A 12,430-nucleotide genomic window follows, 5' to 3' on the forward strand; every position below is an offset into this window, starting at 1 on the left:
ACGCGATGACTGAATCCCTGACCAGCGACGTCGAGATGACCGAGCGCGACTTCGCCCAAGAGACCGATGCCGAGCGCTCGATGCGCTTCGAGCGCGACGCCCTGCCCTACCTGGACCAGCTCTATTCGGCCGCGATGCGGATGACCCGCAACCCCGCCGACGCCGAGGACCTGGTGCAGGAGAGCTTCGCCAAGGCATTCTCGGCGTTCCACCAATACAAGCCGGGCACCAACCTGAAGGCCTGGCTCTACCGGATCCTGACCAACACGTTCATCAACAACTACCGCAAGAAGCAGCGGCAGCCGCAACAGTCCATGGCCGAGGACGTCGAGGACTGGCAGCTCGCCCGTGCCGAGTCGCACCAGTCGACCGGCCTGAAGTCCGCGGAGATGGAAGCGCTCGAGCACCTGCCCGACTCGCAGGTCAAGGACGCCCTGCAGGCGCTGCCGGAGGAGTTCCGCCTGGCGGTCTACCTGGCCGACGTGGAGGGTTTCCCCTACAAGGAGATTGCCGAGATCATGGAGACCCCGATCGGGACCGTGATGTCCCGCCTGCACCGTGGCCGACGGCAGTTGCGCGCGATGCTCAGTGACTACGCACGCGACAACTACCTGTTGCGCCACAACGAGGAGGGCGAGGAGTCGTGAACCAGGAGAGCCAGGACTGTGCCGACTACCTCGAGCGCATCGTCTACCTGATCGACAACGAACTCGACGAGGCCGACTGCTCCGTGGTCCGGGCACACCTTGAGGAGTGCGGCCCCTGCCTGCACAAGTACGACCTCGAGCGCACGGTCAAGGCCGTGGTGGCCCGTTCCTGCAGCGAGTCCGCGCCCGATGGCCTGCGCCAGCGGGTCCTGGTGCAGCTGCGCCAGGTGCAGGTCCAGATCACCGAGGGTTGAGCCGGACCGGACCCGATTCGCGGATGGTGGCCACTTCCTGAGAAGATGGCCGCCGCAGACCTGTCAGGAGGACACGATGAGCAAGCGCGGACGCAAGCGCAAGGACCGCCGCAAGAAGGGCGCCAACCACGGCAAGCGCCCCAACGCCTGAGTCCTGCAGCGTTGGACCGGACCCCCGAGCCCATTGGCACGGGGGTCCTGCCGATTTCAGCCGACGGGCACAATCGACTCCATGGCCACTGCTGATCTGAACGCGAAGCGCACCTTCACCGTCACTGCCACCGACACCGCCGAGGCGGTCGGTTCCGGCTCGCTGCCGGTGCTCGGCACCCCACGGCTGCTGGCCTGGTGCGAGGCCGTCACCTGCGACGCGATCGCGCCGACGCTCGGCGAGGGGCAGACCTCGGTCGGCACCCGTGTCGCCCTGGAGCACCTGGCCGCCTCCCCGGTCGGGGCCGAGGTCGAGGTCGATGCCAGCGCGGCGTACGTCGACGGGCGCCTGGTCAGGTTCACCGTCGCTGCCCGGATGGGCGGCAAGCTCGTCGGCAACGGCGAGGTGACCCGGGTCGTCGTGGACGCGGAGAAGTTCCTCTCCCGGCTCTGAGGTGGAACCCCGCCGGCTGGCCGGCGCGTCTGTCAGGGTGAGGACCCACGACAGGAGTGGGCCGAGCCGGAAGGGTGCCGTGGACGCCGAGGACGAGTTCAGCGAGTACGTCGCTGCGCGCTGGGCACGCCTGGTCCGCGCGGCGGTCCTGCTCGGTGCCTCTCCGGCCGAGGCCGAGGACATCACCCAGACTGCGCTGACCCGCTGCCTGGTGCGCTGGTCGAAGGTACGCCGCGCCGCCGATCGGGACGCCTATGTGCACCGGGTGCTGGTCAACACGTTCATCTCGGCCCGACGCCGACGCTGGACCGGTGAGCGGCCGACCTCTGAGGTGCCGGAGCAGGCCAGCGGTGACCACGCCGAGCAGGTGGAGACCGCCGATCTGGTCTCACGCTCCCTGGCCCGGCTCAGCGACGAGCAGCGTGCGGTCGTGGTGCTGCGCTACTACGCCCACCTGGGTGAGGCGCAGACCGCGGCCGCGCTCGGAATTCCCGCTGGCACGGTCAAGAGCCGCCTGGCCCGGGCGTTGAAGGTCCTCAGCAACGATCCCGACCTGAGTGAGCTGCGCGGGCGATGAGCGAGGAGGAGTCGATGAGCGAGGAGAAGCTCGAACAACTGTTGGCCCAGAGTGCCGACCGCGTGCCGGTGGGTGAGCCGCCACTGGCGGCGATGCTGGCCGATGCCCGACGTAGCACTCGCCGCCGTCGCCTTGGCGTTGCGCTGGGCTCGGCAGCGGCGGTGGTCGCCGTCACGCTGGGTGCCTCCGTGCTCCCGGGCCTGGTTTCCGGACATGATCCGGAGCCGTCCGTTCCCGACCCCACCGGGGCGGCCAGCGGCACTGACGAATCGCTGCCCGGCCCCGGGATGCGCCTGGTCGGGATCGCGGACGTGGTCGTGGAAGTCCCCGAGGAGTGGGGGACCAATGAGACGCACTGCGGCACCCCGATGGCCGACACCGTTGTCGTCGACGAAGGGGTCATCGGGTTGTGCGCTGTTCTCCGACAGCCTGAGGTGACCAGCGTCCACCTCTCGGCGGGCCGCGCGCCTGTCGAGTTCCACCCGGATGTCGATGCCGAGGTGGATGGCGTTGCCGTACGTCGTGAGTCCACGAGTTGCGGGGATGCCTTCCACGGGGTGCTCACCTGTGCGAGCACGCTCTACTTCCCGCAGCGTGAGGTCTATGTGCGGGCGGAGTCCTCATCGGAGTCCGAACCGGAGGCGCGGCGCGAGGTCGAGGAGGCACTGGCCCGGGTCCACGTGCTTGCTGATCGGGTCGCGGTGCCCGGCTGGCGCTCGCTCACCTTCGATGAGCAAGGTGACGGTGCGGACGCGTACCTCGCCCTGCTCGCGGACCTGGGCCTGGAGGCCGAGGTGGTGGAGGAATCACACCCGGGCATGCCGCCCGGATTCGTGCTGGGCGCTTCTCCCGATTCCGGCACGGTTGTCGAACCAGGCAGCACGGTCACGGTGACCGTGGTGGCTCCCCAGGACCGGCTCGCCGAACGGATGTCCGCCGGGGTCAGCACCGACACACCTGAGGAACCGGACAGTATGCGCGAGGTCACCGACGCCGAACTGAGGGCAGGTGCCGACCTCACGGTGGCCGTCGGCGACACGGTCTGGGTGACCTGGAACGTGGAGCACAAGACGCTCCGGGTGACCAGCGAAGTGACCGGTGAGGACGTGCTCCGCACGGAGGAGTGGACCTGGGACAAGTGGACCGCCAGCGCCCCCGGGCAGGCCACGATCACGCTCTACGTCGAGGACGGCACCGAACGCGAACGCCTGGGCGAGGTCCGGGTGACGGTTCAGTAGGCGAACCGGAAGGCGACCAGTTCCACCCCCGGCGCCGGTGACCAGTCCCGCTCGGGTACCCGGAGGAAGCCGAATCGTTCGTAGAGGCGGTGGGCGGCAGCCATGCGCGGCAACGAGGAGAGCACCATCGCCCGGTCCCCGTCCTCGCGCGAGCGGTCCAGGCAGTGCTGCACCAGCACGACGCCGACCCCCCGCCCCTGTGCAGTGGGTGCCACCGCGAGCATTCGGAACTCGCCCTCGTCCTCGGTGCCGATCTCGCGCCAGGGCGACCCGTGCGGGCAGCGGGTCACCGACCCCAACAGCTGTCCGCCGTCCTCGGCGACCCACAGCTCCGCCTGCGCCGCCCGGGCCCCGGCACCACGGAGCTTCTCCAGGTAGGGATCGTCCGGGCCCAGGGTGAAGTCGGCGTACGCCGCCGCGGTGATGTCGCCGATGGCGGCGTACTCCTGCGGCGTCGCCAGCCGGACCCGCATCAGATCCCGAAGGTGTTGCGCGGGTACGCCGCATCGACGTCGGTGATCACGTTGACCAGGTAGGGCACCCCGGAGGCGAAGGCACGGTCCATCGCCGGACCGATCTGGGCCGGGTCGGTGACTGTCTCACCGGCGCCACCGAGTGCGGTGACCACCTCGTCGTACTTGGTGCGCTGGGCGAGGTCGGCGGCCACGTCATAGCCGTAGAGCATCTGCATCGGGCCCTTCTCCAGGCCCCACGCGGAGTTGTTGCCGCAGACCATCACCACGGGCAGGTCCTGACGGACCAGCGAGTCGACGTCCATCAGCGAGAAACCGGCCGCGCCATCACCGAGCAGCAGCACCACCTGCGAGGACGGGCGGGCCAGCCGGGCCGCCATCGCGGCGCCGAGGCCGGCGCCCAGGCAGCCGTAGGGGCCGGGGTCGAGCCAGCCGCCGGGACGCTTCGGTTCGACGAACTTGCCGGCGAAGCTGACGAAGTCGCCGCCGTCGCCGATCACCACGGCATCGTCGGCCAGGCGCGGCACCAGTTCGCCATAGATCCGCGCCGGGTGGATCGGGTCCGCCTCGGCGGTGAGCAGTGCGGAGTCGCGCTCGACCGTCGCGGCCACGGTCTCGGCCAGCGTCGCCACCCAGGGCTTCCAGTCCGGCTTGCGGACCACGTGGTCGAGCGCGTCGGCCAGGCCGGTGAAGGCCAGGGAGAGGTCGCCGTACGCCGAGGCGGCAAGCGTCGCGTGGCCGGAGACCTGGGCCTCGGAGTCGGCGATGTGCACCACGTCGGCCGGCTTCGCGCCGTCCTTGCCGCCGAACACCCCATAGCCGAGCCGGAAGTCCAGGGGAGTGCCGACCACGATCACGAGGTCGGCCTGCCCGAGCGCCTGGCCGCGCGCCTTGGTGACCAGCAGCGGATGTCCGCCGGGGATCACGCCGCGGCCCATCCCGTTGGTGATCGTCGGGATGCCGACCTGTTCCACGAACGCCAGGGCGGCCTCGTCGGCGCGGTCCATCCACACGTCGGTGCCCAGGATCAGCACCGGCCTGCTGGCGCCGCCGAGCAGTTCGGCGATCGCGGAGAGGGCATCCGGGTCGGGGGCCTGCGGGCTTGCTGCGCCCGGGCCGGGCCAGGGCACCTCGGCGGCGTTGAAGAACTCGTCCATCGGCACGTCGACGAAGACCGGGCCGCGGTGCGAGGAACCGGCCACGGTGAACGCCTCGTCCAGGCCCGGCGCGACATCGGCGGCGGTGGGCAGGGTGCGCGCCAGCTTGGCGACCGGGGCCAGGATCGGCGGCTGGTCGAGTTCCTGCAGGCTGCCGGTGCCCCATCTGTTCTGCGGTGCCCGGCCACCCACGACGACCATCGGGGAGCCGGCGAACTGCGCTTGCGCGATCGCGCTGACGCCGTTGGTCACGCCCGGGCCTGCCGTCAGCACCGCCAGACCGGGGGTCCGGGTCAGCTTCCCGGTCGCCTCGGCGGCGAACGCCGCGGTCTGCTCGTGGCGCACGTCCACGATCCGCATTGGGGGATCTGCCTTCACCGCGCCGTCGTACATCGGGAACACATGGGCACCGGAGAGGGTGAACATGGCCTCGACGCCGTGGGCGCGGGCAACGTGGACGGCGTGTTGGCCGGAGTGTCCGGAGAGTGTGACGTCGCTCATATGAGGAGGTTAGCGGGCCTCACCCACGGCGGGCACCCGCGGTCTCAACGCGGGCCGAGGTATTCGGCGTTCGTGGTGCGCAGCGCCTCGTTCAGGCCCAGCAGCAGGTCGGCGCGGATCGCCGGACGCGGGTTGGCCAGGGTCAGTTGCAGGTTCACCGAGCGCAGGAACGCCTGCGCATGGAACGCCGGTACGCCGGGTTCGAACGCGCTCGCCTGCACGGCCAGCCGGGCCACCCAGGGCTCGGCGACGGTGAGCGGCACCAGGTCGCGCCGGAGGATCTCCAGGGTTGCCGAGGCCAGGCGGTCGAGTTCGCCCTCGACCAGGGCCTGCTGGGTCGGTGCGAGGACCCGGTCGGCGATCACGTCGAGGAGCACGGTCAACTCGGGTGCGCGGATGCCCGGCGTCCCGGCCAGCGCGGCCAGGGCATCCGCGCCGTGGGCCACCGCATGCGCCCATCCCTTCCCCGGGACGATGCCGCGCAGGTCCTGTTCGGCCAGGAGCCACCCGGCCAGTCGGTCGCCCCAGGCATAGACCCGATCGGGCGGGAGGAGGTCGAGCTTGTTGTTGCGGCGCAGGCACTCGGCCATGACCAGCGCGGAGAAGCTGCGCCGAAAGACGGAGTCGGTGCCGGATTCGCCGAGGCCGACGTCCAGCCCCGTGGCCACGCCATCGCCCAGGCCGGCCAGGAGGTCGTCGTACACGCCCCGGGAGATCCAGGTGGCCAGCACCAGGAAGGCGGTGTCGTCACGGCGCACCGGATCGATGCTGCCCAGCATCGTGGTGAGCTCGACGGTGAGCTCATCCAGGGGCCGGTCTTCTGGCACCCGGAGCCCGCTGGCCCGAACCTGATCCCAAGACGTTCGTTCCATACCGACAGTTTGCCAGTGTGGCCCTGGAACGGAAGGGGTGGGTGCGCCCCTCCCACTAGGCTGTGCGCGTGCCCACACTCGACGAGCTCGCCGCGGCCCATACAGATCTCGACGCGGCCGATGTCGACTGGCTGCACCGGCTGATGGCCGACTGGCAGGTGATCGCGGACCTGGCCTTCGCGGACCTCGTGCTGTGGATGCCGGACCATGCGGGGAAGGGGTACTGGGCCGGGGGACAGATGCGTCCCACCACGGCGCCGACGGCGTTGCTCGACGACGTGGTCGGCACCTTCGTGGCCACCGGGCGCCGGCCCGAACTCGACCAGGCGATGGCAACCGGCGAGGTGGTCCGCCAGGGCGACGGTACGACGCGCAACGACGTACCCGTGCGGCTGGAAGTGATCCCGGTGCTGCACCGGGAGCGGGTGATCGCCCTGGTGGCGCGCAACACCAACCTGCTCGGCGTACGCACCACCAGCCGCCTGGAACTCGCCTACCTGCAGACGGCGGCCGACCTGGCCCAGATGATCAGCAAGGGGCACTTCCCCTCACCCGGCGAGCGCAGCGACCATGCCGACACCCCCCGGGTGGGCGACGGATTCGTCCGGGTCTCGGCCAAGGGCGTAGTCAGTTATGCGTCCCCGAACGCGCAGAGCATTTACCGCCGCCTGGGCCACACCGGCGACCTTGCCGGGCGGGTGCTGGTGGACCTGACCCGGCAACTGATCCCGCCGCGGCGCCGGCCGGACGAGGAGACGCTCAGCGCGGTGCTCGGCGGGCACCAGAACAAGGACGCCGAGATCGGCAGCGACGGGCTGGTCCTGGTCGCCCGTGCCATTCCGCTGCGACCGGCAGGGGAGCGGATCGGCGCGCTGATCCTGATGCGCGACGTCACCGACATCCGGCGCCGCGACCGCGAACTGGTCACCAAGGACGCCACCATCCGCGAGATCCACCACCGGGTGAAGAACAACCTGCAGACGGTGGCGGCGCTGTTGCGCCTGCAGGCCCGCCGGATGGGGACCCCGGACGCGAAGGCGGCCCTGGAGGAGGCGGTCCGACGGGTCGGCTCGATCGCGATCGTCCATGAGATCCTCAGCCAGGCGGTCGAGGAGTACGTCGAGTTCGACGAGGTCGCCGACCGGCTCGGGCGGATGGTGACCGAGGTCAGCGCCGTGGGCGAGCGGGTGGTGGTGCGCCGCAGCGGCACGTTCGGGGTGGTCTCCTCAGAGACGGCCACGAAGCTGGCGATGGTGCTCACCGAGGTGCTCCAGAACGCCGTGGAGCACGGCTATCGAGCCGGCGACAGCGGGCGGATCACACTGGAGGCGCAGCGCCTGGTCGGCAGGCTACACGTCACCGTCGAGGACGACGGCCACGGCTTGCCCGAGGGGTTCGACCTGGACTCGTCGATCAACCTGGGGCTCTCGATCGTGCGCACGCTGGTGGAGTCAGAGTTGGATGGTCAGCTCCACCTCGGTCCGGCGCGCCCGCCGGCGCCCAGCGGCACCCGGGTCCAGGTGGATCTTCCACTCGACTGATCCGAGGAGTGAGCCGGAGGTACGCCGAGGAACGAGGTGTGCCGCAGGTGAGCCCCGCAGGCATCAGGCCAATCCAGAACTGGATTGAGGCTCAGATCGAGCTGCGGACCCGTGCGCGCGCGTTGCGCCGCTTGAGGGCGCGGCGCTCGTCCTCACCGAGACCGCCCCAGACTCCGTGGTCCTGCCCTGCCTCCAGCGCCCAGGCGAGGCACTGTTCGCGCACCTCGCAGCGTCGGCACACCTGCTTGGCCTCCTCGATCTGAAGGATCGCGGGACCGGTGTTGCCGATCGGGAAGAACAACTCCGGATCCTCATCCAGGCACGCGGAGCGATGGCGCCAATCCATGGCGGGGCATTCCCTCTTTCGTCTGTCGTCGTCTGCGGCCGGGCCGCGGAAGTTTAGTGGTGCGCAGGGGCGTAGATCGCCCGAATCAGGCGCACGGAACAGGTTCGCAAGAGAATTGCTCCAAGACAACCCCTTACTGGGGTCACTTTGGTCACAAGTAGAGTTTCCCCCGTGACTCCCAGTGATCTGCCCGGCTCCGGTGCCCGGCCCCCGGCGCCGCTCCTGGTGGCGGCCAGCCTCACTGCGATCGAGGCCCTGGTGCTGGTCGGCTACGGGATCCTGGAGGTCGCGAACACCTCGACCGAGCGGCTGGCGATGGGGCTCACCTCGGCCGTCTTCTTCGTCGGCTACGGCGCCGCGCTGATGTGGGGAGCGTGGCTGCTGCAGCGCGGATCCAGCGGAGCACGGGCACCTATCGTGCTGACCCAACTCATCGTCCTGGGCGTGGCCTGGAGCTTCCGCGGAGGCGAGACGGCCGCCGTCTCGGTGGCCCTCACCGTGGTGGCGGTGGTGACCCTCGTCGGAGTCTTCCACCCGGCCAGCATCCGCTTCGTGGAGGATCCCGGGCTGCCCGAGGGCGAAGCCACCGCGGACTGACCTACCGCTGACTGACACCGAGGTCGGGGCGGCGCTCAGCTCTCCGCCAGCGCCTCGCGCAGGTGGTCCAGCGTCTTGGACAGCAACCGCGAGACGTGCATCTGGCTGACGCCGACCTCCGCGGCGATCTGGGACTGCGTCATGTTCTTGAAGAAACGCAGCATCAGGATGTTCTTCTCCCGAGGAGGCAACCGCTCCAGCAGGGGCTTGAGCGACTCGCGCAGTTCGACGTGTTCGAGCCCGGCATCCTCGATCCCCATCGTGTCGAGCATGCTCATCGCGCCGTCCTCGCTGCTCTCGCTGCCGGCGTCGAGGGAGAGGGTCGAATAGGCGTTGCTCGACTCGATGCCCTCGATGATCTCCTCGACCGGGCAACCGATCGCCTCGGCCAGTTCGGAGGGCGTGGGGGAGCGGCCCAGTGACTGGTTCAGTTCGGCCGTGGTGGCGCTGATCTGCATGCGCAGTTCCTGCAGGCGCCGGGGCACCCGGATCGCCCAGCCCTTGTCCCGGAAGTAGCGCTTGATCTCACCGATGATCGTCGGGGTGGCGTACGTCGAGAACTCCACGCCGCGATCGGTGTCGAAGCGGTCGACTGCCTTGATCAGGCCGATGGTGCCGACCTGGACCAGGTCCTCGAACGGCTCGCCGCGGTTGCGGAACCGGCGGGCACAGTGCTCGACCAGGGGCAGGTGCAACTGGACGAGTTCGTCGCGGGCCATCGAGCGGGCGGCCTCGCTCAGGTCGGCGTCCGCGATCTTCGTGAAGAGGGCGGCGCTGGCCTGCTTCACCGCGGAGAGCGGGGACTCCGGGGAGCCTTCGGTCTCGGCGCTCATCTCAGGCGTCAACCGTCGAGTGCATCGTCATGGCAACGACAAGGTTGCCGCCGTCGCGGCGCACTTCGGCATGCGTGGTCAGTGCACTGAGCACCTGCCAGGCAAAGCCCTCCTCCTCCGGCAACTCGGCACTGGCGCTGGGGACCGAGAGGGTGACGGTGAGCTTGCCGCTCTCCATGTGGAAGGCGCAGGTGAGGTCGGACCCGGGGGTGGCCGAGGGCAGCACCATGGCCGAGGCCTCTCCGACGGCCATCCGCAGGTCCTCGATGTCGTCGAGGGTGAAGTCCAGCCTGGCCGCCAGGCTCACGGTGGTGGCGCGCAGGACGGAGACATAGGCACTGTCCACGGGGATTCGGAGCTCGACGTCGGGTCGCATGCGCCCAACATATCGCGCGGGCCACCAGTTGCTCACGGCGTACGCCGTCGCGCCGGAAGCAGTGACCGCCGCCCACCCGGTCGGGTGGACGGCGGTCACGGGAATGGCTTCGTGCCTCAGGCCTTCTTGTTACGCCCGCTTCGCATACTCAGCGGCCGATTCAAGACCAAGAGGGCCTTCGTGCCTCAGGCCTTCTTGGTCTCCCAGAAGATCTCGGCGATCTCGTCGATCTTCGCCAGCAACTGGTCGGCCGCCTCGGGGTCCATGGTGCCCTTGGTGCCGCCGGCACCGGCGAGCTTGGTGGCCTCGTTGACCAGGGTGTGCAGCTGCGGGTACTTCTCGAAGTGCGGGGGCTTGAAGTAGTCGGTCCACAGCACCCACAGGTGGTGCTTGACCAGCTCGGAGCGCTCTTCCTTGATCAGCACCGCGCGGGTGCGGAAGTCGGGGTCGTCGCTGTCGTTGGCCTTGGCGATGACGGCCTTGATCGACTCGGCCTCGATGCGGGCCTGCGCGGGGTCATAGATGCCGCACGGCAGGTCGCAGTGGGCCGAGACCTCGACGGTGGGGGCGAACAGTCGCTGGAACATCCTGCGTCCTCTCATCAGACGGAACATGCATGTGACTGCGACACTACTCGGTGTGCAACAGCGTCGTCAGCCCGGTCCTGCCGAATCCGGATGCCGTCGTCCCGGCCTGGCCGTGGTCCGCGGACGGTCCATGGAGCCTGCCCTGCGCGAGGGCGATCGACTGCTGGTCCTCCACGGTGCACGGGTGCGCCCGGGAAGGATGGTCCTGGCCCGCTTCGTGGACGGGACACTGGCCGTCAAACGGGCGGTCGAACAGCGTGCCACCCGCGACGGGCGCCCGGGCTGGTGGCTGCTCAGCGACAATGCCGCAGAGGGCATCGACTCGCGCCATCGCGGCGTCGTACCGGCGGAGGACGTGGCCGCCGTCGTGCTGGCCCGGGTGTGGCCGCCGCGCCTACCGGGGAGTACGCCGAGCCGGCCCGGCCACGCGGGGTGACGCGCGTCTCATTCCGGGCGTGGCAAGGCTTGGCAACATGCATGCGCAGGTCCCACTGTGCGAGAATCCGGGCAGGGCGATCCCCTGGTCCGACAAGTTCCGCGAACCACCTCTGACGCGTCGAGCTGGGCCTGACCCACCACCCCTGTTCCCCGGAAAGATCCGCCATGCCTGCCTCTGAGAATGCCAACCCCACGGAGCACCCCTACAAGGGCGATCCGGTCTTCGACCTCCACGTCGGTGGGAAGATGGGCATCCACTCGGCAGTACCGCTCGCCGGTGCGGACGAACTCTCCCTGGCCTACACGCCCGGCGTGGCGCGGGTCTGCGAGTCGATCGCCGAGCACCCTGAGATGACCCGCCACTACACGTGGGTGCCGAACACGGTCGCCGTGGTCAGCGACGGCACGGCCGTGCTCGGTCTGGGGGACATCGGCCCCGCCGCGGCGATGCCGGTGATGGAGGGCAAGGCAGTCCTGTTCAAGCAGTTCGGCAACGTCGACGCGATCCCGATCTGCCTGGCCACCACGGACGTCGAGGAGATCATCGAGACCGTGGCCCGGCTCGCCCCCTCCTTCGGTGGCATCAACCTGGAGGACATCTCCGCCCCGCGCTGCTTCGAGATCGAGCAACGCCTCAAGGACCGCCTGGACATCCCCGTCTTCCACGACGACCAGCACGGGACAGCGGTCGTTGCACTGGCCGCGTTGAAGAACGCGCTCCGGCTCACCGGGCGCCCGGCCGAGAACACCCGGGTGGTCATCTCCGGCGCCGGCGCGGCCGGTGTCGCGGTCACCCGGATCATGCTCGAGGCCGGGATCCGCGATATTGCCGTCGTCGACCGCCAGGGCGTGTTGAACTCGGAGCGCTCGGACCTCACCCAGGTCAAGCGGGACCTGGCCCGTGACACGGCCGACAACTTCGGCCGCAGCGGTTCGCTCGCGGATGCGATGAAGGGCGCCGACGTCTACATCGGGGTCTCCGGTGGCAACGTGGAGGAGGAGATCGTGGCCTCCATGGCCGACGACGCGATCATCTTCGGCCTGGCCAACCCCACGCCCGAGGTGCACCCCGACATCGCCCACCGCCACGCCCGCGTGGTCGCCACGGGCCGCTCGGACTACCCGAACCAGATCAACAATGTGCTTGCCTTCCCGGGCATCTTCCGGGGCGCCTTCGACGTGCACGCCACGGCGATCACCGAGGGCATGAAACTGGCCGCGGCCGAGGCACTGGCCGCCCTGGTCGGCGATGAGCTGAGCGAGGACCTGATCATCCCCTCGCCATTCGACCCACGCGTGGGCCCCGCCGTTGCCGCAGCGGTCTCGGCCGCAGCCCGCCGCGACGGGGTGGCCCGGGTCCCGGCCCCGTAGTCGTCCCGGCCGCTAGAC

General features: G+C 69.7%; 17 protein-coding genes. 10 read left to right on the forward strand and 7 right to left on the reverse strand.

Features of this window, described 5'->3' with window-relative positions:
* Nucleotides 1-5 precede the first annotated feature (5 nt).
* The 6 genes from Q9R27_RS03270 to Q9R27_RS03290 all read left to right on the forward strand — a co-directional run bounded on the left by Q9R27_RS03270 (nt 6) and on the right by Q9R27_RS03290 (nt 3,320).
* The gene (locus tag Q9R27_RS03270) at nt 6-647 is read left to right on the forward strand and encodes a sigma-70 family RNA polymerase sigma factor (RefSeq protein ID WP_311250904.1); all 642 of its coding nucleotides are present in this window, start codon (nt 6-8) and stop codon (nt 645-647) included.
* Nucleotides 644-901 carry a mycothiol system anti-sigma-R factor gene (gene rsrA, locus Q9R27_RS03275; protein WP_311250905.1) on the forward strand — a complete coding sequence of 86 codons (258 nt, stop codon included), beginning with the start codon at nt 644-646 and terminating at the stop codon, nt 899-901. Before Q9R27_RS03270 ends, rsrA begins: the two co-directional genes overlap by 4 nt.
* Nucleotides 902-977: 76 nt before the next feature.
* On the forward strand, nt 978-1,052 hold the full coding sequence (locus Q9R27_RS18720) for a 50S ribosomal protein bL37 (RefSeq protein ID WP_370513275.1): 75 nt from the start codon (nt 978-980) through the stop codon (nt 1,050-1,052).
* An 81-nt stretch (nt 1,053-1,133) separates the two neighbouring features.
* Nucleotides 1,134-1,505, forward strand: a complete 372-nt coding sequence (locus Q9R27_RS03280) for a thioesterase, FlK family (protein WP_311250906.1) — start codon at nt 1,134-1,136, stop codon at nt 1,503-1,505.
* Nucleotides 1,506-1,584: 79 nt separating this feature from the next.
* On the forward strand, nt 1,585-2,082 hold the full coding sequence (locus Q9R27_RS03285; RefSeq protein ID WP_311250907.1) for a SigE family RNA polymerase sigma factor: 498 nt from the start codon (nt 1,585-1,587) through the stop codon (nt 2,080-2,082).
* Nucleotides 2,083-2,096: 14 nt separating this feature from the next.
* Nucleotides 2,097-3,320: a PASTA domain-containing protein gene (locus Q9R27_RS03290; RefSeq protein ID WP_311250908.1), complete on the forward strand. Its 1,224-nt coding sequence runs from the start codon at nt 2,097-2,099 to the stop codon at nt 3,318-3,320.
* Here Q9R27_RS03290 and Q9R27_RS03295 read toward each other — a convergent pair.
* The 3 genes from Q9R27_RS03295 to Q9R27_RS03305 are packed head-to-tail and all read right to left on the reverse strand — an operon-like array spanning nt 3,314 to nt 6,323.
* Nucleotides 3,314-3,793 carry a GNAT family N-acetyltransferase gene (locus Q9R27_RS03295; RefSeq protein WP_311250909.1) on the reverse strand — a complete coding sequence of 160 codons (480 nt, stop codon included), beginning with the start codon at nt 3,791-3,793 and terminating at the stop codon, nt 3,314-3,316. The two genes, Q9R27_RS03290 and Q9R27_RS03295, sit on opposite strands and share 7 nt — an antisense overlap.
* Nucleotides 3,793-5,451, reverse strand: coding sequence for an acetolactate synthase (locus tag Q9R27_RS03300; protein WP_311250910.1), 1,659 nt, complete (start codon nt 5,449-5,451; stop codon nt 3,793-3,795). Before Q9R27_RS03300 ends, Q9R27_RS03295 begins: the two co-directional genes overlap by 1 nt.
* Before the next feature lie 44 nt (nt 5,452-5,495).
* On the reverse strand, nt 5,496-6,323 hold the full coding sequence (locus Q9R27_RS03305) for a DUF2785 domain-containing protein (protein WP_311250911.1): 828 nt from the start codon (nt 6,321-6,323) through the stop codon (nt 5,496-5,498).
* A gap of 68 nt (nt 6,324-6,391) precedes the next feature.
* Here Q9R27_RS03305 and Q9R27_RS03310 point away from each other — a divergent pair, with 68 nt between their 5' ends.
* On the forward strand, nt 6,392-7,864 hold the full coding sequence (locus Q9R27_RS03310) for a histidine kinase N-terminal domain-containing protein (RefSeq protein ID WP_311250912.1): 1,473 nt from the start codon (nt 6,392-6,394) through the stop codon (nt 7,862-7,864).
* A gap of 91 nt (nt 7,865-7,955) precedes the next feature.
* On the opposite strand, the gene Q9R27_RS03315 is transcribed toward Q9R27_RS03310, so the two are convergent.
* Nucleotides 7,956-8,210, reverse strand: a complete 255-nt coding sequence (locus Q9R27_RS03315) for a WhiB family transcriptional regulator (RefSeq protein ID WP_311250913.1) — start codon at nt 8,208-8,210, stop codon at nt 7,956-7,958.
* A 171-nt stretch (nt 8,211-8,381) separates the two neighbouring features.
* Here Q9R27_RS03315 and Q9R27_RS03320 point away from each other — a divergent pair, with 171 nt between their 5' ends.
* Nucleotides 8,382-8,807, forward strand: coding sequence for a hypothetical protein (locus Q9R27_RS03320; protein WP_311250914.1), 426 nt, complete (start codon nt 8,382-8,384; stop codon nt 8,805-8,807).
* A gap of 35 nt (nt 8,808-8,842) precedes the next feature.
* Here Q9R27_RS03320 and Q9R27_RS03325 read toward each other — a convergent pair whose 3' ends face one another.
* The 3 genes from Q9R27_RS03325 to sodN all read right to left on the reverse strand — a co-directional run bounded on the left by Q9R27_RS03325 (nt 8,843) and on the right by sodN (nt 10,603).
* A complete protein-coding gene (locus Q9R27_RS03325) occupies nt 8,843-9,640 on the reverse strand; it encodes an RNA polymerase sigma factor SigF (RefSeq protein WP_311250915.1) in 798 nt (265 codons plus the stop codon).
* A 1-nt stretch (nt 9,641) separates the two neighbouring features.
* Nucleotides 9,642-10,016, reverse strand: coding sequence for an anti-sigma factor (locus Q9R27_RS03330; RefSeq protein WP_311250916.1), 375 nt, complete (start codon nt 10,014-10,016; stop codon nt 9,642-9,644).
* A gap of 185 nt (nt 10,017-10,201) precedes the next feature.
* Nucleotides 10,202-10,603, reverse strand: coding sequence for a superoxide dismutase, Ni (sodN, locus tag Q9R27_RS03335; protein WP_311250917.1), 402 nt, complete (start codon nt 10,601-10,603; stop codon nt 10,202-10,204).
* 52 nt (nt 10,604-10,655) lie between these two features.
* On the opposite strand from sodN, the gene Q9R27_RS03340 reads away from it, so the two are divergent.
* Both Q9R27_RS03340 and Q9R27_RS03345 read left to right on the forward strand, forming a co-directional pair.
* Nucleotides 10,656-11,039, forward strand: coding sequence for a S24/S26 family peptidase (locus Q9R27_RS03340; RefSeq protein ID WP_311250918.1), 384 nt, complete (start codon nt 10,656-10,658; stop codon nt 11,037-11,039).
* Nucleotides 11,040-11,206: 167 nt separating this feature from the next.
* Nucleotides 11,207-12,412, forward strand: coding sequence for an NADP-dependent malic enzyme (locus tag Q9R27_RS03345; RefSeq protein ID WP_311250919.1), 1,206 nt, complete (start codon nt 11,207-11,209; stop codon nt 12,410-12,412).
* Nucleotides 12,413-12,430 lie beyond the last annotated feature (18 nt).

Origin of the sequence: Nocardioides sp. AE5 (assembly GCF_031844485.1) — a bacterium.
GTDB lineage: Bacteria > Actinomycetota > Actinomycetes > Propionibacteriales > Nocardioidaceae > Nocardioides.

Excerpts from the sequence above, each read along its gene's own strand:
- Q9R27_RS03270 (WP_311250904.1), top strand. The coding sequence starts at position 6 with ATGACTGAATCCCTGACCAGCGACGTCGAGATGACCGAGCGCGACTTC.
- Q9R27_RS03280 (WP_311250906.1), top strand. The coding sequence starts at position 1,134 with ATGGCCACTGCTGATCTGAACGCGAAGCGCACCTTCACCGTCACTGCC.
- Q9R27_RS03290 (WP_311250908.1), top strand. The coding sequence starts at position 2,097 with ATGAGCGAGGAGAAGCTCGAACAACTGTTGGCCCAGAGTGCCGACCGC.
- Q9R27_RS03295 (WP_311250909.1), bottom strand. The coding sequence starts at position 3,793 with ATGCGGGTCCGGCTGGCGACGCCGCAGGAGTACGCCGCCATCGGCGAC.
- Q9R27_RS03300 (WP_311250910.1), bottom strand. The coding sequence starts at position 5,451 with ATGAGCGACGTCACACTCTCCGGACACTCCGGCCAACACGCCGTCCAC.
- Q9R27_RS03305 (WP_311250911.1), bottom strand. The coding sequence starts at position 6,323 with ATGGAACGAACGTCTTGGGATCAGGTTCGGGCCAGCGGGCTCCGGGTG.
- Q9R27_RS03315 (WP_311250913.1), bottom strand. The coding sequence starts at position 8,210 with ATGGATTGGCGCCATCGCTCCGCGTGCCTGGATGAGGATCCGGAGTTG.
- Q9R27_RS03325 (WP_311250915.1), bottom strand. The coding sequence starts at position 9,640 with ATGAGCGCCGAGACCGAAGGCTCCCCGGAGTCCCCGCTCTCCGCGGTG.
- Q9R27_RS03330 (WP_311250916.1), bottom strand. The coding sequence starts at position 10,016 with ATGCGACCCGACGTCGAGCTCCGAATCCCCGTGGACAGTGCCTATGTC.
- sodN (WP_311250917.1), bottom strand. The coding sequence starts at position 10,603 with ATGTTCCAGCGACTGTTCGCCCCCACCGTCGAGGTCTCGGCCCACTGC.
- Q9R27_RS03345 (WP_311250919.1), top strand. The coding sequence starts at position 11,207 with ATGCCTGCCTCTGAGAATGCCAACCCCACGGAGCACCCCTACAAGGGC.